The following is a 23,814-nucleotide window of genomic DNA, read 5'->3' on the forward strand; positions in this document are numbered from 1 at the left end:
CTGCTCACCTCACGCCGCTACGGCCACCAGGTCCTGTACGAACGCACGCCCCTGGGGATGGCGCTGGCGTCGGGTGCGGAGCACTAGGGCCTGTCCGGCGGATCATGCCGCAGACGCGGGGCTTGGCACGCCCGCATCGACAAGACATCGCCCGTTTCCTGCGACCTGACCCGCCGGACAGGCCCTGGCCTGTCCCGCGTCGCCCCGGTCAGCCGCGCGTGGTGCGGCGCAGATGGTGGCGGATGGCTCGTTGGGCGACCGGGCCGAGGGTGTCGAGGGCGGCGACCAGGGCGGCCAGTTGTTCCAGGGCGTCGAGGGCGGCCCGGGAACCCTCGGGGTCGACCCCCTCGTACAGCTCGATGCCGACGAAGGACGCGGCGACGGCACGCGCCAGCCCGGCCGGATCGGCGAACTCGCCGAGCGGGGTCGGCGCCAGGACCCGGACCAGAACCCGCTCGATCTCGGTGATCCACAGATCCAGCCCCGCCGAGGTCGCGGGTGCCAGACGCGCGTCCGTCTGCGCCCCGGCGAGGAGCTGCCCCAGGACGGCGACATGCCCCTCGGCCCGCTCCACCTCGTGCATCTCCCGCCCGAACGCCAGGAGTTCCGCCAGCGACCCGACCTCGGCGAGCCGTTCCCGGTAGTGCGCGACCCGCTGCTCCGCCCCGTGGCGGACCGCGGCCGACAGCAACTCGTCCACGGACCCGAAGTGGTAGAAGACGAGGGCCTGGTTGACCCCGGCGGTCGCCGCGATCGTACGGGCCGAGGTCTTCGCGATCCCCTGCTCGGTGAGCGTCCGCAGGGCGCCCTCCAGCAGTTTCGCCCGGGTCGCCTCGCTCACGCGCGCGCCTCCTCGCGGACGGGCCGCAGCCCGGGCCGCACCCCGCGGGTCCGGACGTCGGTGTACGTCGCCCGGAAGCTGCCCTCGTAGCCGAAGAGCGGGCCGAAGTGGCGGTTCACGACCCGCACCTGGATGTGGAAGCGACCCGTGGAGTCGTCGAAGGACTCGCGCACCTGGGCGTCGGCGCCGATGAGTTCGGGGACGCGGACGTCCACCGGGCCCTCCCGGAAGCGGTGTTCGCCGGAGCGGATCAGCAGGGAACCGTCGGGCTCGGCGCGCAGGTGCAGGTCGCTGGCGAGGTGCTGATGCGTGCCGAGGTAGTCGAGGACGCGGTCGCCCTTGGGGCTCAGCACCATCTGGGCATCGAAGCGGCGGGAGCGGCCGGGCAGGTCGAAGGTGCGCACGAAGCTCACCGTCTCACGGCCGAAGGTGTCGGCGTAGGGCACATTCTCGATCATGAAGGGGACGTTCCGGCCCGCACGCGGGACGAGGATGTTGCGGGTGCCGCCGAGGGCCAGGAACGGCTTCACGAAGCCCCTCCCGTGCCAGACGCGGTCCATGACGCCGTGGCCGGTGCACGCCTCACCGCCGGCCAGGCCCACGGAGAAGCGTCGGCGCAGCTCGGGGTGGAGGCGGTCGAAGTCGGCGCCCATCGCGGTGCGGAAGATGGAGGGGATCACCGCTGCTCCAGGGTGGCCAGGACGCGCGGCGCACGGGCCTGCGCGATCGGGATGCGCAGGCAGCGGCGGGCGGCCGGGGTGCCGGGCAGCGGGGGTGCGAAGAGCGCCAGGAGGGCGGCGACGACGGCCAGTACGGGGGTCGAGTAGAGGGCGAGCGGCGCCAGTGGGCCCGCCGCGTCCACGAGCGCGCCGTACACCGTGCCCGAGCAGGCGGCCAGCAGGACGAAGCCGCGTACGGCGCACTCGGCGAGCCAGTGGCGCAGCGCCCGCTCCGGTGTGATGTCCCGCTCCAGCCACAGCCGCAGCCGGTCGAAGGACCAGGCCGTGGCCCAGCCGATGAGGGGGCGGAAGAGGAGCCGGTCGGCCAGGGCTCCGAAGCGGCCCCAGCGCGGGCGGTAGTCGTACCCGGTGAGGAAGCGGACGCCGTCGGCGTCGGGGACGTAGCGCCAGTAGCCGCTGCCCTCGGCGAGGAGGGAGAGCGGGTGCGGGAAGGCGAAGCGCAGGGCGGAGGTGCGGGTGCCGTCGGGGCGCTCCTTCTCCCCGGCGCAGGTGCCCGTACCGGCGACGGTCAGGAAGGGCAGCACCCGGGTGGCGTACCGGAAGCCCTGTGGCTCGCCCTCGGTGCGCGGGAGGTGGTCGATGGAGGTGAACCTCAGGTCCCAGCGCTGGTGCTGCGCGGGGTCCTGCGTCCGTGCCCACAGGTCGTCGAGATCGCCTCGTACATGTGTCTCTACGTAGAGCCCCATTTTCCGAACCCCCAGATCAGTGACCATTTTTGAGCGATCGCTCAATCGATCACGCCTGAGATTACCGGGATTTGAGCGATCGCTCAAACAATCGGGCGCGAAAAACCCCGGCCCACTGGACCGGGGTTTCGGGTCTTCCCGCCGGAGGCCTACGCGGACAGGTGCCGCTCGACCGTCTCCACCTTGGAGGTCAGACCGTCCGTCACACCGGGGCGGATGTCCGCCTTCAGGACGACGGAGACGCGCGGCGCCCGCGCCTCGACGGCGGCGACGGCGCGCTTGACCACGTCCATCACCTCGTCCCACCCACCTTCTACGGAGGTGAACATGGCGTCGGTGCGGTTCGGAAGCCCCGATTCGCGCACGACCCGGACGGCGTCGGCGACGTACTCCCCCACGTCCTCGCCGACGCCCAGGGGCGTCACGGAGAAGGCGACGATCATGAGGACTTCACGACTCCCTCGCGGCGGGCACGGGAGGCGATGACCGCGTCCTCGCTCTCGCGCCGCAGCTTGCGCTCGGCGAAGAAGCCGCCGGTGGGCAGCACGGAGAGGACGAAGTAGAGGGCCGCCGTCTTCTTGCCCCACTTGGTGCGGCTCCAGGCGTCCGCCCAGAAGATCACGTAGAGGATGAAGAGGATCCCGTGGATGGAGCCCATGACGGGCACCCCGTTGAAGTCCGTGGTCCGCTTCAGCACCGAGCAGAGGAGCAGCAGCAGGAAGGAGACGGCCTCGGGGGCCGAGACCAGGCGGAGGCGGCGGAGGGCGGTGGCGGTCTTGATGTCCACGGGTCACCTTCGGTGGGAGATTCGCTTTCGGCGGGAAGCCGCTTTGTGAACGTAAGCACAAGCGTCCACCATTGTGGCACCCGACCCGGGGCACCACGGCCCCGGGGTACGGGGCGGGGATGTCCGCTTGGCCCCTAAGGGTCCGCTCAGGGGTGAGATCCACCTCTGGACCCTGTCCGCGTCCCCGCCCTGCCGCTACCTTCACCACGTGGCGATGTTCCGACTTCAAGGCAGCAAGGTGCTGGCCGTCGACATGACCGGGGACGCCGTGAAGGCGAAGAACGGCTCGATGGTCGCGTACGACGGTCAGATGGCGTTCAAGAAGCTGAGCGGTGGTGGGGAGGGGATCCGCGGGATGGTGACCCGGCGCATCACCGGTGAGCAGATGACGGTGATGGAGGTGAAGGGGCAAGGGACCTGCTGGTTCGCGGACCGGGCCTCCGAGATCAACCTGGTGAACCTCCAGGGGGACAAGCTGTACGTCGAGTCGAGCAACCTGCTCGCGACCGACGCGGGCCTGCGGACGGGCACGTCCTTCACGGGCCTCAGAGGCGCCTCCCAGGGCAACGGGCTGTTCACGACCACCGTCGAGGGCCACGGCCAGGCAGCGATCACGTCCGACGGCCCGGCGGTGGTGCTGCGCGTCAGCTCCCAGTACCCGCTGACGGTCGACCCGGGGGCGTACATCGCGCACCAGGGCAATGTCCGGCAGTCCTTCCAGGCCGGCGTGACCTTCCGCACATTCATGGGCGAGGGCGGCGGCGAGGCCTTCCAGATCCGCTTCGAGGGCGACGGACTGGTCTACGTACAGCCCAGTGAGCGCAACACGATCGCGGGGGATGTGTGACATGCCCTTCCGCGAAGTGAACTCCAAGATGATCGAGGCGACGGTCCTGCCCGGCCAGCGCCTGTTCAGTCAGCGCGGCGCGATGCTCGCCTACAAGGGCGACGTCTCCTTCACACCGAACGTCCAGGGCGGTCAGGGCGGGGTCATGTCGATGATCGGCCGCCGGGTCGCCCATGAGGCGACCCCGCTGATGACCGTCGAGGGCAGCGGCACGGTCTTCTTCGGGCACGGCGGCCATCACATCCAGGTGATCAACCTCGCGGGCGACACCCTGTACGTCGAGGCGGACCGGCTGCTGGCCTTCGACGGCACCCTCCAGCAGGGCACGATGTTCCTCGGCTCGCAGGGCGGGGTCATGGGCATGGTCCGCGGCCAGGTGACGGGCCAGGGGCTCTTCACGACCACTCTCAAGGGGCATGGCGCGGTGGCCGTGATGGCCCATGGGGGCGTGATCGAGGTCCCCATCTCCCCCCAGCGCCCCATCCATGTCGACCCCCAGGCGTACGTGGCGCACCACGGTGACGTACGCAACAAGCTGTCCACGGCGCTCGGCTGGCGCGACATGGTGGGCCGCGGCTCGGGCGAGGCGTTCCAACTGGAGCTGAGCGGCAGTGGTGCGGTGTACGTCCAGGCCTCGGAGGAGAAGCTGTGAGCGCGTACGGGACTCCGGGCGGCCCGGTGATCTACGACCCGATGACCCTGCCGGTCGACGACAACGTCAACAAGTACACCTTCTGCGTGGAGCTCAAGGGGAGCCAGTGGTTCCTGCAGAAGGGCAAGATGATCGCCTACTACGGGTCGATGGACTTCAACGGCATCGGGCACGGCCGACTGGACCGTCTCGTGCGCACATCATTCCATTCGCCTCTGCACGCGAGCGACTGGGTGGTGGCGGAGGGCTCGGGCAAGATGCTCCTCGCCGACCGGGCCTTCGACGTGAATTCGTATGACTTGGACGAGGGCAACCTGACCATTCGCTCTGGCAACCTGCTCGCTTTTCAGCCAAGTCTCGCGCTCAAGCAATCGATCGTGCCGGGCTTTTTGACGCTGATCGGAACCGGCAAGTTCGTGGCGGCCTCTAACGGTCCGGTGGTGTTCATGGAGCCTCCCATTCGGGTGGATCCGCAAGCGCTTGTCGGCTGGGCCGACTGCCCGTCCCCGTGCCATCACTATGACCACGGGTACATGACAGGCCTCATGGGCGGTCTACGTGCACTGACAGGCCTCGGCGGGGCCTCTGGAGAGGAGCACCAGTTCGAGTTCGTAGGGGCCGGCACGGTCCTGCTGCAGTCCACGGAGGTCCTCATGGCCGAGCAGGCCACGGGGGCCGTTCCGCATGAGCCGGGCGTGCCCGGCGGTGGCGGGGTACCCGGTCACCAGGGGCAGCACGGTCAGCAAGCCGGCGCACCGCGTCTTCCCGGACAGCTCGGGGACCTCCAGCGTCGCTTCGGTCTGTGAGCGGTAGTCTGCGGAGTGTGACGTCGAACGCGTGCGCGTAGTCACACCACCCTCACTAGTTCGCCTTTCAACATTTTAGGTAGACTTCATTCATGGAGACCGAGACGGCCACGCGCTGGCTGACCGATGCGGAGCAGTGCGCCTGGCGCACCCACCTGGAGGTCAACAGGCTGTTGACGTACCAGCTCGAAAGGGATCTGCAGCCGTTCGGGCTGACGATGAACGACTACGAGATCCTGGTGAACCTCTCCGAGTCGGAGGGCTTCCGGCTGCGGATGAGCGACCTCGCGGCCGCCACCCTCCAGTCCAAGAGCCGGCTCTCGCACCAGATCACCCGCATGGAGAACGCGGACTTGGTCCGGCGCGAGAACTGCGAGTCCGACCGCCGGGGACTGTTCGCCGTCCTCACCGAGCACGGCATGGAGACCATGCAGAAGGTCGCCCCGCACCACGTGGCGTCCGTACGCAGGCACTTCATGGATCTGCTGTCCCCGGAGGCCCTGGAGGAGCTGCACAAGTCGTTGCGGCCGATCGCGGAGCATTTGCGGGGGCAGCGAGGCAAGCCGTAGCGGCTCGGTGAGTGCGGGCCGACCGTAGCCGCGGGTTGCCTGTCACTGCGGGTAGTCCGTGGCTGGTCGCGCCGTTCCCCGCGCCCCTCTGGGGCGCGGGCCCGCCTGGCGCACGGAGAGGAGTCCCGCCGCCACCGCCAGCGCCACCGTCCCCGACAGGGCAAAGCACAGGCCAAGGGGGAGGTGGCCCACCAGAAGGCCTGCTCCCGCGGTGCCGCCCGCGCTTCCGGCGTTCACCGCGGTGTTGACCCAGGCTCCGGCCTGGGTACGGCGGCCCGGCAGGGCCGCCTCGTCGGCGATCAGGTACGACGTCGTGAGGGCCGGGGCGACGAAGAATCCGGCGCAGGCCACGGCGACGGTCAGGGTGCCGAGGCCGGGAGCGAGGCCCGCGGCCGCCAGGGCGAGGCCCAGGCCGCCCGCCAGCAGCGGCAGCCGCGCCCGTGCGGGCGTACGCCAGTCGACGGCGCCGTTCAGGAGGCCGCCCAGGGCGCTGCCCAGCGACAGTGCGGCGAACACCCAGGCCACCACGTCGTTCCCGTGATGGTGCCGGGTGGCGTAGGCCATCACCAGAAGGTCGACTGCTCCCACGGACAGGCCGACGCCCGCCGCGACGACGACGGGCTGCAGGAGCGCGCGCCCGTCGCGGAATCGGCGCCCGCGCTCTGGGCGTGCGACGGGCTTCGTGACGGCCGGACGTACGCCCGCCACGGCCGGCGACAGGACGAAGGCGAGGGTTCCGGCCCACACCAGCAGGGCGCAGAGCGCGAGCGCGGCGGCCGGGGGTGCGAACTGGACGACCGCGCCCACCAGCAGCGGACCCGAGACGAAGAGGATCTCCTCGGCGATCCCGTCCAGGCTGTACGCCCGCTGCAGGACCCGGTTGTCCTCGATGACCTCGCCCCACAGGGCGCGCACCGTGGGGCCGAGGGGCGGTGTGCAGGCGCCCGCGGTGACGGCGAGGGCGCCGAGGGCGGGTGCGGGTGTTCCGGGCCGCCAGGCCGCTGTCGCGAGGGTCGCGAGCAGGGTGGCGTAGAGCGAGGCCATCGGGATGAGGGCGCGGCGGGGGCCGTGGCGGTCGATCAGGGCCGCCCTCACGGGTGACAGGAGCACGCTTGTCGCACCGAACAGTGCCATGACCGTGCCGGCGGCGGCGTACGAGCCGGTGGCCTCGGTCACGCTGAGCATCACGGCCAGCGAGACCATGCCGTAGGAGAGTCTGCCGATGAGGGCGGCGGTGAAGGTGTGGCGGGTGTGGGGGATGCGGAAGAACGCGGCGTACGAGGGCCGCGGCGCGGGCGCAGACATGTTGGGGTTCCTCGACCGGGAGGCGGAAAGGGGTCGCCTGAGTGCCGCGACGACCCACCCACCGGTGTCCGTCGCGGGCCTGGGCGGGCCCTATGCCAAGAGGAGGAACATGCGCCTTAACGTAACAGCGGGCACGGGAAGTTGACACCACGCGTGTCCTCGCCCCCGCATCGGCCTGAACGGCCTCGTCCTCAAACGCCGGACGGGCTGAAGGCACGGGCCAGGTGGAGGCTTTCAGGGGCGCGGGGAACTGCGCGACCAGCCCCCACCCGCCCGCAGTCGACGAAGCCACCAGGGGGTCTGGGGGCGGAGCCCCCAGGTTCGGGATGGGACGGGTAGGGGCGGCGGGGGCGAGGGAACCCCTGTCTCAGGCCTCTGTCAGGCCCTCGACCAACGAGTCCGCCGCCCGGTAGGGATCCAGCTCCCCCGCCACGATCCGCTCCGCGAGCGCGCTCAGGCGGCGGTCACCATGAAGGTCACCGATACGTTGGCGCAGCGCCGTGACGGCGATCGTCTCGACCTCCTGGGACGCCCGGGCGAGACGACGCTCGGCGAGGACCCCGTGCTCCTCCATCCAGGCGTGGTGCTTCTCGAGGGCCTCGACGACCTCGTCGATGCCCTCGCCCCGCGCCGCGACCGTCTTGACGATCGGCGGCCGCCAGTCCCCGGGTCCTCGGGACTCGCCGAGCCCGAGCATGTAGTTCAGCTCACGCGCGGTCGCGTCGGCACCGTCCCGGTCGGCCTTGTTCACCACGTACACGTCGCCGATCTCCAGGATTCCGGCCTTCGCCGCCTGGATGCCGTCGCCCATGCCGGGGGCGAGCAGGACCACCGAGGTGTCCGCCTGGGAGGCGATCTCCACCTCCGACTGGCCCACGCCGACCGTCTCCACCAGGATCACGTCACAGCCCGCCGCGTCCAGGACGCGGATGGCCTGGGGGGCCGCCCAGGCCAGACCGCCCAGATGGCCCCGCGTGGCCATCGAACGGATGTAGACGCCGGGATCGGAGGCGTGCTCGGACATGCGGACACGGTCACCGAGCAGGGCGCCTCCGGAGAACGGCGAGGACGGGTCGACGGCCAGGACCCCGACCCGCTTGCCCTGCCGCCGGTACGCCGTCACCAGCGCCGAGGTCGAGGTCGACTTGCCCACGCCCGGAGAGCCGGTGAGCCCGACGACGTACGCGTTGCCGGTCAGCGGGGCCAGCGCCGCCATGACCTCGCGCAACTGCGGGGACGCCCCCTCCACCAGGGAGATCAGCCGGGCCACGGCCCGCGGCCTGCCTTCCCTGGCCAGGGCCACCAGCGAGGAGACGTCCTGCATCACAGCTCCGTTCAGATCCGTTCAGAGTCGTACGCACCGAGGTCGTTCAGAGTCGTACGCACCAAGGTCGTACGGCAAAGAGACAACGGCTTCAGGCCTTGGGTACCCGCACGATCAGCGCGTCACCCTGCCCGCCGCCACCGCACAGCGCCGCCGCGCCGACCCCGCCGCCGCGCCGCTTGAGCTCCAGGGCGAGGTGCAGCACGAGGCGGGCGCCGGACATCCCGATCGGGTGACCGAGGGCGATGGCACCACCGTTGACGTTCACCTTTTCCGTGGATACGCCGAGGTCCTTCATTGACTGCACGGCGACCGCGGCGAACGCCTCGTTGATCTCGATCAGGTCGAGGTCGGAGACGTCGAGGCCCTCCTTCTTCAGGGCGTGCAGGATCGCGTTCGAGGGCTGGGACTGGAGCGAGTTGTCCGGACCCGCGACGTTCCCGTGCGCGCCGATCTCGGCGATCCACTGGAGGCCGAGCTCCTGCGCCTTGGTCTTGCTCATCACGACCACGGCCGCGGCGCCGTCGGAGATCTGCGAGGAGGTGCCCGCCGTGATCGTGCCGTCCCGGGTGAAGGCGGGGCGCAGCTTGCCCAGCGACTCCACCGTCGTCTCGGCGCGGATGCCCTCGTCCTTGCTGAAGACGACGGGCTCGCCCTTGCGCTGCGGAATCTCCACGGGCGTGATCTCCGCCTCGAAGATGCCGTTCTTCTGGGCGGTGGCCGCACGCTGGTGGGAGAGGGCCGCGATCTCGTCCTGCTCCGGGCGGGCGATGCCCAGGCGTGTGTTGTGCTTCTCCGTCGACTCGCCCATGGCGATGTTCTCGAAGGCGTCGGTGAGACCGTCGTACGCCATCGCGTCGAGCATCTCGATCGCGCCGTACTTGAAGCCCTCGCGGGACTTGGGGAGCAGGTGGGGCGCGTTCGTCATGGACTCCTGGCCGCCCGCGACCACGATGTCGAATTCACCCGCGCGGATCAGCTGGTCCGCGAGCGCGATGGCGTCGAGACCGGACAGACACACCTTGTTGATCGTGAGCGCCGGGACGCTCATCGGGATGCCCGCCTTGACCGCGGCCTGGCGTGCCGGGATCTGGCCCGCCCCGGCCTGCAGCACCTGGCCCATGATCACGTACTGCACCTGGTCGCCACCGATTCCCGCACGGTCGAGGGCGGCCTTGATCGCGAAGCCTCCGAGGTCGGCCCCGGAGAAGGACTTCAGCGAGCCCAGCAACCGCCCCATGGGCGTTCGGGCGCCCGCGACGATCACCGAGGTACTGCTGTTCGTTCCAGACATGAGGTGCGATCCCCTTACCGGCTGCACAGCCGAGGAGTGAACGAGGGTTTACTTGAATGTACTGAGCGGTAGGCCACCCGTCATCCGGCAGTCAGTGTGATCGCGCGCACGTTGCGTAACCGCCGTATGAGCGCTGCACTGACTCCATGCTGACGCGAATCGACCACATCGGTATCGCCTGCTTCGACCTCGACGCGACTGTCGAGTTCTACCGGGCGACGTACGGCTTCGAGGTCTTCCACTCCGAGGTCAACGAGGAGCAGGGCGTCCGCGAGGCCATGCTCAAGATCAATGAGACGTCCGACGGCGGCGCCTCCTACCTCCAGCTCCTGGAGCCGACCCGCGAGGACTCGGCCGTCGGGAAGTGGCTGGCGAAGAACGGCGAAGGTGTCCATCACATCGCGTTCGGTACGGCGGACGTCGACGCCGATGCCGCCGATATCAGGGAGAAAGGCGTACGAGTCCTCTACGACGAGCCCCGACGCGGCTCCATGGGGTCACGAATCACGTTCCTTCACCCGAAGGATTGCCATGGTGTCCTGACAGAACTGGTCACTTCGGCGGCTGTTGAGTCACCTGAGCACTGACCTCCGTATATCTGGGCCGGTAGGGTTGGGGGTGGCCGCTGCCGTTTCGGGGCGGCCCAGGGCCTGTCCGGCGACAGGCCCTGAGGTCATGCCGTCCTGAGGACGGCGTGGTCAAGGGCCGGGGTCCAGGTTTCGGGGGACGAGCGTCGGGCGACAGCCCGTGCTCCGCTGTTGATCTGACACCATTCCCCGGGGGCCCCGTTCGGCGGATGGACGGGGTTCGTTTGGAGAGACTTGCGACCAGGGGACGGATGGGACCGCGCAGTGCGGGGCTACGAACGCCAGGAGCGAGAGCCGGCGGCTGACGTCGACCACCTCTCTCGGTTCGAGGCCGAGATGGAACGGCTGAAGACCGAGCGGGAGAAGGCCGTCCAGCACGCCGAGGACCTCGGCTATCAGGTCGAGGTGCTGCGCGCCAAGCTGCACGAGGCGCGCCGCAGTCTGGCGACCCGGCCTGCCTACGAGAGCGGCGGCGACCTCGGCTATCAGGCCGAGCAATTGCTCCGTAATGCCCAGATCCAGGCCGATCAGCTGCGCGCCGATGCCGAGCGCGAGATGAGCCAGGCCCGGGCGCAGACGCAGCGCATCCTCCAGGAGCACGCCGAGCAGGCCGCCCGGCTGCAGGCGGAGCTGCACCAGGAGGCGGTCGCGCGCCGCCAGCAGCTCGATCAGGAGCTGGCCGAGCGCCGTCAGACCGTCGAGTCGCACGTCAACGAGAACGTGGCGTGGGCCGAGCAGCTGCGCGCCCGCAGCGAGCAGCAGGCCCGCCGGCTCCTGGAGGAGTCGCGCGCGGAGGCGGACCAGGCGCTGAGTGCCGCCCGTGCGGAGGCCGAGCGGACCGCCGCCGAGGCCCGCCAGCGGCTGACGAACGACGCCGAGTCGGCCCGCGCGGAAGCCGAGGCGCTGCTGCGCCGGGCCCGCACGGACGCCGAGCGGCTGCTGAACGCCGCGTCGACGCAGGCCCAGGAGGCCACCGACCACGCCGAGCAGCTGCGCAGCTCCACGGCGAACGAGTCGGACAGCGCCCGCCGCCAGGCCACCGAGCTGAGCCGGGCCGCCGAGCAGCGCATGACGGAGGCCGAGTCGGCGCTGCGCGAGGCGCGGACCGAGGCGGACAAGGTCGTCGCCGAGGCGAAGGAAACTGCGGCCAAGGCCCTGGCGAGCGCCGAGTCGGCGAACGAGCAGCGCACGCGGACGGCGAAGGAACAGGTCGCCCGGCTGGTCAGCGAGGCCACCAAGGAGGCCGAGACCACCAAGTCCGACGCCGAGCAGGCCGTCGCGGACGCCAAGACCAAGGCCGAGAAGATCGTCGCGGAGGCCGAGGAGACCGCGCGCAGCCTCACCGCCGAGGAGACCGCCTCCCAGCTCTCCAAGGCGGCCCGTACCGCCGAGGACGTCCTGGACAAGGCGTCCGATGACGCCAAGGCGACCAGGAAGGCGGCGGCCGAGGAGGCCGAGCGGATCCGCACCGAGGCGGAGTCCGAGGCGGACCGGCTGCGTGCCGAGGCGCACGACATCGCCGAGCAGCTCAAGGGCACGGCGAAGGACGACACCAAGGAGTACCGCGCCAAGACGGTCGAGCTGCAGGAGGAGGCGCGCCGGCTGCGCGGCGAGGCCGAGCAGCTGCGCTCCGAGGCCAACGCCGAGGGCGAGCGGATCCGCTCCGAGGCCCGGCGCGAGGCCGTCCAGCAGATCGAGGAGGCGGCCAAGACCGCCGAAGAGCTGCTCGCGAAGGCCAAGGCGGACGCGGACGAGCTGCGGAACACGGCCACCGGCGACAGCGAGCGGGTGCGCACCGAGGCCATCGAGCGCGCCACGACGCTGCGCCGCCAGGCCGAGGAGACCCTGGAGCGCACGCGCAAGGAGGCCGAGCGCAACCGCGAGGAGGCCGTCGAGCTCTCCGACACGATCAAGGCGGAGGCCGAGCGGGCCGCCGAGGCGCTGCGCGAGGAGACCGAGCGCGCCATAGCGGCCCGTCGGACGGAGGCCGCCGAGGAGCTGACCCGGCTGCACACCGAGGCCGAGCAGCGGCTCACCTCGGCCGAGCAGGCGCTGAGCGACGCACGGGCGGACGCCGAGCGGATCCGCCGCGAGGCTGCCGAGGAGAGCGACCGACTGCGTTCGGAGGCCGCCGAGCGGATCCGTACGCTGCAGGCGCAGGCCGAGGCGGAGGCCGACCGGCTGCGCAACGAGGCCGCCGCGGACGCCTCCGCGTCGCGCGCCGAGGGCGAGAACATCGCCGTACGACTGCGTTCGGAGGCCGCGGCGGAGGCCGAGCGGCTGAAGTCGGAGGCTCAGGACAGCGCCGACCGGGTACGGACGGAGGCCCAGGCCGCGGCCGAGCGGCTGGCCACCGAGGGCGCGGAGACGCTGGCCGCCGCCCAGGAGGAGGCCGCCCGGCGGCGCCGCGAGGCCGAGGAACTCCTCGGTTCCGCTCGCCAGGAGGCCGACCAGGAGCGCGAGCGGGCCCGCGAGCAGAGCGAGGAGCTCCTCGCCTCCGCGCGCAACCGTGTCGACGAGGCCCAGGCCGAGGCCGTACGACTGGTCGAGGAGGCCGACCGGCGCGCGACCGAGATGGTCTCCAGCGCCGAGCAGACCGCGCAGCAGGTGCGCGACGCCGTGGCGGGGCTGCACGAGCAGGCCCAGGAGGAGATCACCGGCCTGCGCAGCGCCGCCGAGCACGCGGCGGACCGGACCAGGACCGAGGCGCAGGAGGAGGCGGACCGGGTCCGCGCCGACGCGTACGCGGAGCGGGAGCGTGCCTCCGAGGACGCGAGCCGTATCCGGCGCGAGGCGGCCGAGGAGACGGACGCCGCCAAGTCGCTCGCGGAGCGTACGGTTTCGGAGGCGATCGCCGAGTCCGAGCGGCTGCGTTCGGAAGCCGCCGAGCACGCCCAGCGGGTGCGCACCGAGGCCTCCGACACCATCGCGAACGCCGAGCAGGACGCTTCGCGCAGCCGTGCCGAGGCCCGGGAGGACGCGAACCGGATCCGTTCGGACGCGGCCACGCAGGTCGACACGCTCATCACCGAGGCGCGCTCCGAGGCGGAGCGGCTGACGAACGAGACGAACGCCGAGGCCGAGCGCGTGCGCGCGGAGTCCGTGGCCAAGGCCGAGCGGCTGGTCTCGGACGCGACCGGGGACGCGGAGCGGCTGCGGGCCGAGGCCGCCGAGACGGTCGGTTCCGCGCAGCAGCACGCCGAGCGGATCCGCAGCGAGTCCGAGCGGGTCAAGGCCGAGGCGGCGGCGGAGGCCGAGCGGCTCACGTCCGGTGCCCGCGAGGAGGCCGACCGGACGCTGGACGCGGCACGCCGGGAGGCCAACAAGCGGCGCTCCGAGGCGGCCGAGCAGGTCGACACCCTCATCTCGGAGACGGCGTCCGAGGCGGACAAGCTGCTCGCCGAGGCGCAGCAGAGCGCGCAGAAGACCACGGCGGACGCCGAGTCGCAGGCCGACACGATGGTGGGCGCGGCACGCAACGAGGCCGAGCGGCTGGTCTCCGAGGCGACCGTCGAGGGCAACACCATGGTGGAGCGGTCCCGTAGGGACGCGGACGAGCTGCTGGTCGGCGCGCGTCGGGACGCGACCGCCATAAGGGAGCGGGCGGAGGAGCTGCGCGACCGCGTCACCACCGAGATCGAGGAACTGCACGAGCGGGCCAGGCGTGAGTCGGCCGAGGCGATGAAGACGGCCGGTGATCGCTGCGACGCGCTGGTGCGGGCGGCCGAGGACCAGCTCGCCGAGGCCGAGGCGAAGGCGAAGGACCTGGTTTCGGAGGCCAACTCCGAGGCGAGCAAGGTCCGTATCGCCGCGGTCAAGAAGGCCGAGGGGCTCCTCAAGGAGGCCGAGCAGAAGAAGAGCTCGCTCATCGCGGAGGCGACGGAGATCAAGGCCGAGGCCATCCGCGAGGCGCGGGCCGCGGTCGAGGAGGGCAAGCGCGAGCTGGAGGTGCTGATCCGCCGGCGCGAGGACATCAACGCCGAGATCTCCCGTGTCCAGGATGTCCTGGAGGCGTTGGAGTCCTTTGAGGCCCCGTCCGCAGGCAAGGACGGTGGGGTCAAAGCGGGCGCTGCCGCCGGCGCAACTCGTTCGAGTGGCAAGTCATCAGAAGGCTAGCCATAACCGCCCATTCCGTGCTTTGCGCGGACCTTTGCCACAGGTCCTGGCAAGCCGTCTGACAGTTAGCCACCCAAAAGGAGTCTCATTCTCCAGATCAAACACGCATCCGCTCGATGACACACCGCTTTGGCCCCTAGGATTCCCCCTATCACCTCACCGGTCTCATTCGACAGGAACCCCATGAGCGACACTTCCCCCTACGGCTTCGAGCTTGTGCGGCGTGGGTACGACCGCGCTCAGGTGGACGAACGCATTTCGAAGCTCGTCTCCGACCGTGACAGCGCTCTGGCCCGTATCACTGCTCTCGAAAAGCGCATCGAGGAACTCCACCTCGAGACGCAGAACGCCCAGGCCCAGGTCACCGACGCCGAACCGTCGTACGCGGGTCTCGGCGCGCGTGTCGAGAAGATCCTCCGCCTCGCCGAGGAGGAGGCGAAGGATCTGCGCGAGGAGGCCCGTCGCGCGTCCGAGCAGCACCGTGAGCTCGCCGAGTCGGCCGCCCAGCAGGTTCGCAACGACGCAGAATCGTTCGCTGCAGACCGCAAGTCCAAGGCCGAGGACGAGGGCGTCCGGATCGTCGAGAAGGCCAAGAGCGACGCCTCCCAGCTGCGCCAGGAGGCGCAGAAGGACGCGCAGTCCAAGCGCGAGGAGGCGGACGCCCTCTTCGAGGAGACCCGTGCCAAGGCCGCGCAGGCCGCCGCCGACTTCGAGACGAACCTCGCCAAGCGCCGCGAGCAGTCCGAGCGCGACCTGGCGTCGCGTCAGGCCAAGGCCGAGAAGCGCCTCGCGGAGATCGAGCACCGCGCGGAGCAGCTTCGCCTGGAGGCCGAGAAGCTGCGCACGGACGCCGAGCGCCGCGCCCGCCAGACGGTGGAGACGGCCCAGCGCCAGGCCGAGGACATCGTGGCCGACGCGAACGCCAAGGCCGACCGCATCCGCTCGGAATCCGAGCGCGAGCTGGCGGCGCTGACGAACCGTCGCGACTCGATCAACGCTCAGCTCACGAACGTCCGCGAGATGCTCGCGACGCTCACGGGCGCCGCGGTGGCCGCCGCGACCACGCCGGCCGAGGACGAGCCGATCTCCCGCGGGGTTCCGGCCCAGCAGACCCGATAGGTTCGGGTAGTTTCCGGCAGCACTCCGGCCCGCGCTCTCTTCTCGGGAGCGCGGGCCGTTGGCGTGCCCCGTGAGAGGCGCGGGCCGTGACATCGTGCGGCTCCGCCACGTGCAGCGACAAGCCACGACGGCGCGGCATTCGGAGACGGTGAACATGCGGCAAACACACCGCCGCCCAAGTGGCACGGCCCCATACCGCGTCCTACCGTGTCCGCATGATCGAGCTTGAGGGGCTGACCAAGCGGTACGGCGAGAAGGTGGCGGTCAACCATCTGACCTTCACCGTCAGACCCGGTATCGTCACGGGGTTCCTCGGTCCGAACGGCGCGGGCAAGTCCACGACGATGCGGATGATGCTCGGCCTCGACCGCCCCACCGCGGGCGACGTACGCATCGACGGGCAGCACTACGACCACCTCAAGGACCCGCTGAAGTACATCGGCGCCCTGCTGGACGCCAAGGCCATGCACGGCGGCCGCAGCGCCTTCAACCATCTCCTCTGTCTCGCCCAGAGCAACGGCATCCCCAAGGCCCGGGTGGACGAGGTCCTGGACACCGTGGGCCTCACCTCGGTGGCCAGGAAGAAGGCCAAGGGCTTCTCGCTCGGCATGGGCCAACGACTCGGCATCGCGGGCGCGCTGCTCGGCGACCCGCGGATCCTCATGTTCGACGAGCCGGTCAACGGCCTCGACCCCGAGGGCATCCACTGGATCCGCAACCTGATGAAGTCGCTGGCCGGCCAGGGCCGTACGGTCTTCGTGTCGAGTCACCTCATGAGCGAGATGGCGCTGACCGCGGATCACCTCGTCGTCATCGGCCAGGGCCGCCTCCTCGCGGACACCTCCATGGCCGACTTCATCGCGCAGAACTCGCGGTCGTACGTCCGTATCCGCTCTCCCCAGCGCGAGCGGCTGCTCGACGTCCTGCACGGGGCGGGGATCACCGTCGTCGAGAGCGGCAGCGGGACGCTGGAGGTGGACGGCGCGAAGTCGGAGCAGATCGGTGAGCTGGCCGCGCAGCACCAGATCGTGCTGCACGAGCTGAGCCCCCAGCAGGCCTCCCTGGAGGAGGCGTTCATGCAGCTGACCGCGGAGTCGGTGGAGTACCACGCGCACACCGATGCCCCACCCCAGCAGTGGGGCGGCGGCTGGAACAAGGAGACCTGAGCATGGCTGCGACCCAGGTCCTCAAGTCCGAGTGGACCAAGATCCGGTCCGTCGCGTCCACGGTCTGGACGCTCAGTCTCGCCGCGGTGGTCACGATCGCGCTGGGCATCCTGATCTCGCTGCTGTCGAAGAACGAGTTCGACAAGATGGGCGAGAAGGACCGGCTCTCCTTCGACCCGACCTACATCAGCTTCGCGGGGATGAGCCTCGGCCAGCTCGCGATGATCGTGTTCGGGGTGCTCGTGGTCGGCAACGAGTACAGCACCGGCATGATCCGCACCTCGTTGGCCGCGGTCCCGCAGCGCGCCACGTTCCTCTTCAGCAAGATCGCGGTGGCGGCAGGGCTCGCCCTCGCCGTCGGCATGATCACCAGCTTCATCGCCTTCTTCCTGGGACAGGCGGCACTCGGCACGCACAGCGCGTCGATCAGCGACTCCGGGGTGCTGCGCGCGGTGATCGGCGGCGGGCTCTACATGACGCTGATCGCGGTCTTCTCGATGGGTGTCGCGACGATGCTGCGCAGCCCGATGCTCTCGCTCGGCATCCTCATGCCGTTCTTCTTCCTGATCTCCAACATCCTCGGCGCGGTGTCGGCGACCAAGAAGATCGGCCGCTATCTGCCCGACCAGGCCGGCAGCAAGATCATGCGGGTGGTGACCCCGATCGGCGACGACACCCCGTACGGACCCTGGGGCGGCCTGGCGATCATGGTCCTGTGGGTGGTCGCGGCGCTCCTCGGGGGCTATCTGCTGCTGAAGCGGCGGGACGCCTAGACATTCACGGCCTGGAGCCCTCTGGACGTTCAGGCCCTGGAGGTCCTCCGGGTACTCAGGGCCTCGGGTCCTCGCCGTTCGGGTGGGGTTCCAGGGCGTCGAAGTCCGCCCAGCCCTCCCAGCGCCACACGTCCTTGTCCAGGTCCGGCTGGAGCGGCACGAAGCGGCCGATTTCGAAGTCGCCCGCCTCCAGGTCGAACCAGCGCTCGTCGGCGACCTCGGTGCCCAGGCCCACGGTCCGCGCCGTCAGCCGGACGAGGAGCTTGACGCCGTACGAGCCGGACAGCTCCTTGCCCTGGATACGCCGGAACGGCAGTTCGGCCACCGGTGCCTCGACCGGTATCCACACGGTGAACGGCGCCCCGCGCTCGACCGCGAGCCAGTACCGCTCGTCGGCCGGTTCGCCCTGCGCGTCCAGGACCTTCAGCCACTGCTTGTAGATGACCAGGCTGCCGTCGTGCGGGGAGCGCTCCAGGTAACGCAGATGGGCACGGGCGCGCAGATCCACGACGGACAGGTTGTCGAAGCGGTTGTAGAAACGGACGGCGATGATCGCGTCCTCGCTGTCGGCGTGGCGCCTCGAGTAGCCGGGGAAGTCCGCGGTCCAGGCCTGCGAGATGCTGGCGCGCTGCCGCCAGACGAACGGCCGCAGCGCGAACATCTTGATCAGGACGATGCCCAGCAGCACCGCGGGCACCAGGGAGCCCGTGACGGAGGCGACCGTGGCGAGCAGTTGGTGCGCGGTGCTGTCCGGCTCGGGGGCGAGATTGTCCGTACCGACACTCGCCCGCAGCACCGCGAGGCTGAGGTCGAAGAGCCGCTCCCCGTTCGAGAACCGCTGCGCCATCGACCGCGACGAGTGTTCGGTGAGCGTCCACGCGGTCGCGATGACGACGGAGAGCCCCGCCAGTGCGCCCAGCGTCATCAGGAGGAGGGCGTGGACGGTACGTCCGGCGATCCACCAGCGAACGGACGTACGGAAGCGTGGATGGGCCCGTCCCCGCCCCGAGGACGCCACCCGACTCCACCCGCGTCTCATCAACCTCAACTCACGTCCCCCGTAACCCACTTCGCCCCCACTCGTACAATGGGACGGCATGATTCCCGGTGTCCGTTCCGGCCAACCCCGCCCGGACGGGGAGACCAGGCCCCACCCCGGGTACACCTCGCGTGGAAGGCTGTTGCCCGTATCGCGCGACCACCCCCGAAGGGCGTCACCGTGACGACGAAGGACCGAAGCCTGCAGGCGCTGGGCCTGGACGACGTGCCCGCGAAGCAGCCGCTCACCTATCCCGGCCGTCCCACCACCGAGCCCTCGCTGCTCACCGGCGGCGAACTGCTCCAGCTCGACGTGCGGCCGCTGCGGCTCGGCGAGTGGTACGTGGAGGAGCGCCAGGAGCAGCAGCGGCTCGACGAGGCGCTCGCCGACCTCGGCCAGGTCGGCACCGGGCACCGCCACCCGGTGATCGCCGTCGGCTCCAACGCCTCCCCCGGCCAGGTCGCCCACAAGCTGACCCGGCTCGGCATCCCGGCGACGGTGCCGATGGTGCCGGTGCGGGTGCACGGCATCGGGGTGGGCTGCTCGGGGCACATCAGTCCGGCGGGGTACGTGGCGGGGACGCCGTACGTGGACCCGCGCGCCGCGACCACGCTCGTCGTCACCTGGCTGGACTCGACGCAGCTGAAGGCGGTCGACGACACCGAGTTTCCGGACTACCGGCGGGCGATACTCCCGGGCGACGCGTTCGCGATGACGATGCCCTCCGGGGAGCGGCTCGGCGGCGCGTACATCTACTTCAGCGCGCACGGGGTGCTCGCCGATCCGGCCACCGGGCAGCCGCGTCCGGGCGGCGGCGACCAGGCAGAGCTGCTCGCCGCGCTGCTGGCCGGCTCCGCCCGGCTGCGCGAACTGCTCGGCCCCGACCCGGCCACCTGGGTGCGGCGCGCGGGAGCCGACCGCGCGCTGCGCGAGCGGGGCACGCTGGTCTTCGGTGAGGAGGGCTGGGTACTGCCGCAGACGGACTTCCTGCCGTACGTCGACGACGCGTCCGAGCTGCGGCTGTACGACGACCTGCCACCGCTGGACGACTCGCTTCCCCGGCGGGCGTGAGGGGTGCCCGGTATCGGGTGCGGAGGTTCCGTTTCCAGCCTGACCTGGCAGGACGGGTACCTGACAAAGGGAGGCTGCGGGTAAGGCCCAGGTAAGACTGTTGTCCCAGCCGTCCCCCACGTGACCTGCACATTTTTACTTTCTCTTGAGTGGAACCGTCAACGCCCCGATATCCTCCTAACCCTTACGGGGGCGTGCGCCCCGACGTCCTGAACCTTTCGATGGGTGCGGAGCATGATCGAGGCAGTCGGCCTGACGAAGCGCTACGGCGCCAAGACGGCCGTGTACAACCTTTCCTTCCAGGTGCGGCCGGGTGCCGTCACCGGCTTCCTCGGGCCCAACGGCTCGGGCAAGTCGACGACGATGCGGATGATCCTCGGCCTCGACAACCCCACCTCGGGGCAGGTCACCATCGGCGGCTTCCCCTACCGCAAGCTGCCCAACGCGCCCCGCCAGGTCGGCGCGCTCCTCGACGCCAAGGCCGTGCACGGCGGTCGGCACGCCCGCAACCACCTGCTCTGCCTCGCCCAGCTGTCGGGCATCCCGGCCCGCCGGGTCGACGAGGTGCTCGGTGTGGTCGGGCTGCAGGACGTGGCCAAGAAGCGCTCCAAGGGCTTCTCGCTCGGCATGGGGCAGCGGCTCGGCATCGCGGCCGCGCTCCTCGGCGACCCTCAGGTGCTGCTCTTCGACGAGCCGGTCAACGGCCTCGACCCCGAGGGCATCCTCTGGGTCCGCAACCTGATGAAGGCGCTCGCGGCGGAGGGCCGCACGGTCTTCGTCTCCTCGCACCTGATGAGCGAGATGGCGCTGACCGCCGACCACCTGATCGTGATCGGCCGCGGTCAGCTGCTCGCCGACCAGAACATCAGGGACTTCATCTCGCACAACTCGGCCGACTTCGCCCGGGTCCGCACCCCGGAGACCGAGCCGCAGCAGCGCGAGAAGCTGACCGCCGCGCTCACCGAGGCGGGCGGCCAGGTGCTGCCCGAGCAGGACGGCGCGCTGCGCGTGATGGGCCTGCCGCTGCCCCGCATCAGCGACCTCGCGCACTCCGCCGACGTACGCCTGTGGGAGCTCTCTCCGCACCAGGCCTCGCTGGAGGAGGCGTACATGCGGATGACACAGGGCGCCGTCGACTACCGCTCCACCATCGACCAGAAGGCCGGGCTCCAGCAGGAGCTGCCGCCGGGTGCCATGCCGCCGCAGCTGCCGGTCGCGGGCCAGGGCCAGCCGGGCTGGTACGCACCGCCGCCGCCCCAGCAGGGCGGGCAGCCGTTCGCGATGCCGCAGGGCGCCCCGCAGGCGGGTCCCTACGGCGCTCCGGGCGCCCCGGGTGCGCCGGGTGCCGCGGACGTCAATCCGTACGCCCAGCCCGCTCCCCAGACCCCCGCGCAGCCGCCTGTCGCGCCCCCGGCGCCCGCCGCTCCCGCCACCCCCGACCTGACCAAGCCCGAGGACGCCCGATGAGCACGCCCCCGCCCCCGATGCCGCAGCAGGCCGCCGCTGCCCCCACCTGGCAGGCGGCGCCCGGCACTTCGTACAGCTCGCCGATCCCGGTCACCCCCACCCACCTCGGCCACGCGCTCACCTCCGAGTGGACGAAGATCAAGTCGGTGCGCTCGACGCTCTGGACCCTCGGCATCTTCCTGCTCCTGGTGGTCGGCATCGGCTTCCTGGTCGCCGCGCAGACCCAGGACGCCGACTTCAGCGACGTGCCGTACACGATCCCGGCCTTCTTCGGGCTGATCCTCGGCCAGATCTGCCTGATCACGCTGGGCGTCCTGGTCGTCTCCTCGGAGTACGGCACCGGCATGATCCGCACGACCTTCACGGCCTCGCCGCAGCGCCACCGGGTGCTCTCCGCCAAGTTGATCATCTTCTTCGCGGTGGCGTTCGCCGTCTCGGTGTTCTCCATCGGCCTGGTCGGCCTCATGACCTCGGCCATGCACAGCGGCTCCTCGCACGTCTCCTGGGGCGGCACGGTCGTCAAGGGCGCGCTGTACGTCTCGCTGCTCGGCGTCCTGTCCCTCGCGGTGGGCTCGATGCTGCGGCACTCGGCGGGCGCGATCACCACGATGCTCGGCGTCGTGCTGGTGCCCGCGATCCTGCCCGCGTTCCTGATGATGTCGCAGAGCATGCGCACGATCGGCGAGAAGATGCAGGAGTACGCCGCTCCCAACGCCCTCGCCAGGATGTTCGCGCTGGACAACGAGAGCAGCGGCGGCGGCGCGCAGCTCGGCCTGCTCGCCGGGGTGACGGCGGCGGCGATCGCCGGCGCGTACGTGCTGCTGGAGCGCCGGGACGTGTGAGTCCGCTCCGGCCCGAAGTGGCCTAGAACCTGGGCGCGTTACGGGACCGCTGCACCCTTGAGGTGCGGCGGTCCTTCGCGTTCCAGCAGGCCTTGTGCCAGTGGCGGCGCTCGTCGACGCCCGAGTGCTCCGGCCAGGCCACCACGTGCGGGACGCCGGAGGGGATCATCTGGTCGCAGCCCGGGCAGCGGTAGGTCTTGCCCTCGGCGCTGGCGCCCGCCACATGACGCACGCTCCACTCCTCGCCCTGCCAGCTCTCCGTGGACTGCCAGCCGCCGTACCGCCCGGAGCGGTCGTCCTCCGCGCTCCGGTCGGAGGGGTCGGAACCCTTGGGACGGTTGCGACGCGGGGACACAGGACACCTCACGGAGCTATACAGGGAGCAGGGTCTGCTCCAGCCTACGCGGAGCAGACAGGGGTAGCCGTACCCCACCAACCCCCTCAGATCGCCCTCCCGTCGGCTCATTCTGCAGACAATCCGCAAATCTCTCCGACAGGCCGTGTCCTCGGCACGTGTCGGGCGGTTATGCCGGTGGGGGAGCTCCGCGTCGGAGCCGAGGAAGCAGGAAAGCACCATGCACGTTGGAAGTTTTGTACTGGCGGCCCAGTTCCCTGGCCAGGGCCAGGGGGAGGCCCTGCACCGCGCGGTGCGCACGGCCGCGGTCGCCGAGGAGGCCGGGCTCGACGCGGTGTGGCTGGCCGAGCACCACTTCGTGCCGTACGGGACGTGCCCGTCGGCGGTCACCCTGGCCGCCCTGCTGCTGGGCCGCACCAGCCGCATCCGCGTGGGTACGGCGGTGAGCGTACTGCCCACCGTCCACCCCGTCGCCCTCGGCGAGCAGGCCGCGCTGCTGCACGTGACGTCCGGCGGCCGTTTCACACTGGGCGTGGGCCGGGGCGGGCCCTGGGTGGACCTGGAGGTCTTCGGCGCGGGCCTGGAGGCATACGAGAAGGGGTTCCCGGAATCACTCGATCTACTGGTGCGCTGGCTGCGCGAGCCGTCCGTGGAAGGGCGGGGCGAGCGGTTCAGGTTCCGCGAAGTGCCCGTCGTGCCCCGGCCGTCGGAATCACTGAGCGGCTCCGCCGGCCCCGAGGTCGTCGTCGCGTGCACCTCGCCGGCGAGCGTGCGGCTCGCCGCCGAGCGGGGGCTGCCCATGCTCCTCGGCATGCATGTCGGTGACGAGGAGAAGGCCGAAATGGTATCCCTGTGGCGGCAGTTGGCGCGTGTGGCGGGACGTTCGACGGACGAGATCCTCGGCGCGGCCCATGTGTCGGCCGGCGTCTGCCAGATCGCGGACCGTCGCACCGACGCCGTCGAGGCACTCCTCAAGGCGATGCCGGGCTGGCTGAGGCAGGGGCTGGACGCGCATGTGACGGTCGACGGCCGCGCCCGCGCGATGCGGGACCCGCTGGCGTACACGGAACTCCTGTGCGGGCTGCACCCGGTGGGCACGCCGCGCCTGTGCGCCGACCGTCTCGCGGCCACCTCGGAGCGCACCGGCATCTCCCGCTTCGCCCTCCTCGTCGAGGGCTCCGGCGACCTGGCGGCGACCGAGGAGAACGTCCGACGACTCGGCGCCGAGGTACTCCCCCACCTCGGCTGAGACAGGTCACCGCGGACGGCGTGGGCCCGGGAGAGGGTGCGGGCGCCCTGGGCCCACCAAGGGTCTCCAGGGCCCCACAACCGACTTGTCCCGCCCCGCGGCCCGGACAAACTCGGTCTCCTCCCTGACCCGACGCACACACCCACCCACGATCCACGTCCCGCCGTCGACCCGGGGAC

At 70.8% G+C, this 23,814-nt stretch carries 23 protein-coding genes; 13 read left to right on the forward strand and 10 right to left on the reverse strand.

The features are described 5' to 3' along the window. Nucleotides 1-208: 208 nt before the first annotated feature. The 5 genes from ACZ7M3_RS42450 to ACZ7M3_RS42470 all read right to left on the reverse strand — a co-directional run bounded on the left by ACZ7M3_RS42450 (nucleotide 209) and on the right by ACZ7M3_RS42470 (nucleotide 3,054). Entirely contained in the window at nucleotides 209-841 is a 633-nt protein-coding gene (locus ACZ7M3_RS42450) for a TetR/AcrR family transcriptional regulator (RefSeq protein ID WP_261688445.1), read from the reverse strand. Beyond that, nucleotides 838-1,518: a DUF4166 domain-containing protein gene (locus tag ACZ7M3_RS42455; RefSeq protein ID WP_472071056.1), complete on the reverse strand. Its 681-nt coding sequence runs from the start codon at nucleotides 1,516-1,518 to the stop codon at nucleotides 838-840. The genes ACZ7M3_RS42450 and ACZ7M3_RS42455 overlap by 4 nt, the downstream gene beginning before the upstream one ends. Beyond that, nucleotides 1,518-2,267, reverse strand: a complete 750-nt coding sequence (locus ACZ7M3_RS42460; RefSeq protein WP_472070927.1) for a hypothetical protein — start codon at nucleotides 2,265-2,267, stop codon at nucleotides 1,518-1,520. Before ACZ7M3_RS42460 ends, ACZ7M3_RS42455 begins: the two co-directional genes overlap by 1 nt. Nucleotides 2,268-2,416: 149 nt before the next feature. Then, nucleotides 2,417-2,710: an MTH1187 family thiamine-binding protein gene (locus ACZ7M3_RS42465; protein ID WP_095852554.1), complete on the reverse strand. Its 294-nt coding sequence runs from the start codon at nucleotides 2,708-2,710 to the stop codon at nucleotides 2,417-2,419. Then, nucleotides 2,707-3,054 carry a DUF3817 domain-containing protein gene (locus ACZ7M3_RS42470; protein WP_351701491.1) on the reverse strand — a complete coding sequence of 116 codons (348 nt, stop codon included), beginning with the start codon at nucleotides 3,052-3,054 and terminating at the stop codon, nucleotides 2,707-2,709. The genes ACZ7M3_RS42465 and ACZ7M3_RS42470 overlap by 4 nt, the downstream gene beginning before the upstream one ends. A 214-nt stretch (nucleotides 3,055-3,268) precedes the next feature. On the opposite strand from ACZ7M3_RS42470, the gene ACZ7M3_RS42475 reads away from it, so the two are divergent. The 4 genes from ACZ7M3_RS42475 to ACZ7M3_RS42490 all read left to right on the forward strand — a co-directional run bounded on the left by ACZ7M3_RS42475 (nucleotide 3,269) and on the right by ACZ7M3_RS42490 (nucleotide 5,928). Further along, a complete protein-coding gene (locus tag ACZ7M3_RS42475; RefSeq protein WP_095852555.1) occupies nucleotides 3,269-3,901 on the forward strand; it encodes an AIM24 family protein in 633 nt (210 codons plus the stop codon). Between the two features lies 1 nt (nucleotide 3,902). Further along, complete coding sequence (locus ACZ7M3_RS42480; RefSeq protein WP_393024095.1) at nucleotides 3,903-4,553, forward strand: AIM24 family protein; 651 nt, start codon at nucleotides 3,903-3,905, stop codon at nucleotides 4,551-4,553. Beyond that, nucleotides 4,550-5,359 carry an AIM24 family protein gene (locus ACZ7M3_RS42485; RefSeq protein WP_097286260.1) on the forward strand — a complete coding sequence of 270 codons (810 nt, stop codon included), beginning with the start codon at nucleotides 4,550-4,552 and terminating at the stop codon, nucleotides 5,357-5,359. Before ACZ7M3_RS42480 ends, ACZ7M3_RS42485 begins: the two co-directional genes overlap by 4 nt. A gap of 92 nt (nucleotides 5,360-5,451) precedes the next feature. Continuing rightward, complete coding sequence (locus ACZ7M3_RS42490; protein ID WP_067369120.1) at nucleotides 5,452-5,928, forward strand: MarR family winged helix-turn-helix transcriptional regulator; 477 nt, start codon at nucleotides 5,452-5,454, stop codon at nucleotides 5,926-5,928. A 42-nt stretch (nucleotides 5,929-5,970) separates the two neighbouring features. Here the strand turns inward: ACZ7M3_RS42490 and ACZ7M3_RS42495 are convergent, their stop codons facing one another. The 3 genes from ACZ7M3_RS42495 to ACZ7M3_RS42505 form a co-directional block, all read right to left on the reverse strand. Continuing rightward, nucleotides 5,971-7,233 carry an MFS transporter gene (locus ACZ7M3_RS42495; RefSeq protein WP_472070930.1) on the reverse strand — a complete coding sequence of 421 codons (1,263 nt, stop codon included), beginning with the start codon at nucleotides 7,231-7,233 and terminating at the stop codon, nucleotides 5,971-5,973. Nucleotides 7,234-7,600: 367 nt separating this feature from the next. Next, nucleotides 7,601-8,557, reverse strand: coding sequence for a methylmalonyl Co-A mutase-associated GTPase MeaB (gene meaB, locus ACZ7M3_RS42500; RefSeq protein WP_472070932.1), 957 nt, complete (start codon nucleotides 8,555-8,557; stop codon nucleotides 7,601-7,603). A 91-nt stretch (nucleotides 8,558-8,648) separates the two neighbouring features. Further along, nucleotides 8,649-9,851, reverse strand: coding sequence for an acetyl-CoA C-acetyltransferase (locus tag ACZ7M3_RS42505; protein WP_452963638.1), 1,203 nt, complete (start codon nucleotides 9,849-9,851; stop codon nucleotides 8,649-8,651). A gap of 146 nt (nucleotides 9,852-9,997) precedes the next feature. Between ACZ7M3_RS42505 and mce the strand changes: the two genes are divergently transcribed. The 5 genes from mce (at nucleotide 9,998) to ACZ7M3_RS42530 (ending at nucleotide 17,612) form a co-directional block, all read left to right on the forward strand. Further along, nucleotides 9,998-10,438, forward strand: coding sequence for a methylmalonyl-CoA epimerase (mce, locus tag ACZ7M3_RS42510; protein ID WP_054233200.1), 441 nt, complete (start codon nucleotides 9,998-10,000; stop codon nucleotides 10,436-10,438). 264 nt (nucleotides 10,439-10,702) lie between these two features. Beyond that, nucleotides 10,703-14,554 carry a polarized growth protein Scy gene (scy, locus tag ACZ7M3_RS42515; RefSeq protein ID WP_472070934.1) on the forward strand — a complete coding sequence of 1,284 codons (3,852 nt, stop codon included), beginning with the start codon at nucleotides 10,703-10,705 and terminating at the stop codon, nucleotides 14,552-14,554. A 183-nt stretch (nucleotides 14,555-14,737) separates the two neighbouring features. Next, complete coding sequence (locus ACZ7M3_RS42520; RefSeq protein ID WP_067369093.1) at nucleotides 14,738-15,673, forward strand: coiled-coil domain-containing protein; 936 nt, start codon at nucleotides 14,738-14,740, stop codon at nucleotides 15,671-15,673. A gap of 215 nt (nucleotides 15,674-15,888) precedes the next feature. Next, complete coding sequence (locus tag ACZ7M3_RS42525) at nucleotides 15,889-16,839, forward strand: ABC transporter ATP-binding protein (protein WP_355310478.1); 951 nt, start codon at nucleotides 15,889-15,891, stop codon at nucleotides 16,837-16,839. Between the two features lie 2 nt (nucleotides 16,840-16,841). After that, the gene (locus tag ACZ7M3_RS42530; protein ID WP_472070936.1) at nucleotides 16,842-17,612 is read left to right on the forward strand and encodes an ABC transporter permease; all 771 of its coding nucleotides are present in this window, start codon (nucleotides 16,842-16,844) and stop codon (nucleotides 17,610-17,612) included. A gap of 55 nt (nucleotides 17,613-17,667) precedes the next feature. On the opposite strand, the gene ACZ7M3_RS42535 is transcribed toward ACZ7M3_RS42530, so the two are convergent. Then, the gene (locus ACZ7M3_RS42535; RefSeq protein WP_472070938.1) at nucleotides 17,668-18,630 is read right to left on the reverse strand and encodes a hypothetical protein; all 963 of its coding nucleotides are present in this window, start codon (nucleotides 18,628-18,630) and stop codon (nucleotides 17,668-17,670) included. A gap of 201 nt (nucleotides 18,631-18,831) precedes the next feature. Between ACZ7M3_RS42535 and ACZ7M3_RS42540 the strand changes: the two genes are divergently transcribed. The 3 genes from ACZ7M3_RS42540 (at nucleotide 18,832) to ACZ7M3_RS42550 (ending at nucleotide 22,031) form a co-directional block, all read left to right on the forward strand. Then, nucleotides 18,832-19,722 carry a hypothetical protein gene (locus ACZ7M3_RS42540; protein ID WP_472070940.1) on the forward strand — a complete coding sequence of 297 codons (891 nt, stop codon included), beginning with the start codon at nucleotides 18,832-18,834 and terminating at the stop codon, nucleotides 19,720-19,722. A gap of 234 nt (nucleotides 19,723-19,956) precedes the next feature. Then, entirely contained in the window at nucleotides 19,957-21,189 is a 1,233-nt protein-coding gene (locus tag ACZ7M3_RS42545; protein ID WP_472070942.1) for an ABC transporter ATP-binding protein, read from the forward strand. After that, entirely contained in the window at nucleotides 21,186-22,031 is an 846-nt protein-coding gene (locus ACZ7M3_RS42550; protein WP_472070944.1) for an ABC transporter permease, read from the forward strand. Before ACZ7M3_RS42545 ends, ACZ7M3_RS42550 begins: the two co-directional genes overlap by 4 nt. 22 nt (nucleotides 22,032-22,053) lie before the next feature. Here ACZ7M3_RS42550 and ACZ7M3_RS42555 read toward each other — a convergent pair whose 3' ends face one another. Continuing rightward, entirely contained in the window at nucleotides 22,054-22,386 is a 333-nt protein-coding gene (locus tag ACZ7M3_RS42555; protein ID WP_054233208.1) for a hypothetical protein, read from the reverse strand. 220 nt (nucleotides 22,387-22,606) lie between these two features. Here ACZ7M3_RS42555 and ACZ7M3_RS42560 point away from each other — a divergent pair, with 220 nt between their 5' ends. Further along, nucleotides 22,607-23,635 (forward strand): LLM class flavin-dependent oxidoreductase, encoded by a 1,029-nt coding sequence (locus ACZ7M3_RS42560; RefSeq protein WP_472070945.1) that lies wholly within the window; start codon nucleotides 22,607-22,609, stop codon nucleotides 23,633-23,635. Nucleotides 23,636-23,814: the final 179 nt, after the last annotated feature.

It is taken from the genome of Streptomyces sp. NPDC111656 (assembly GCF_055656965.1).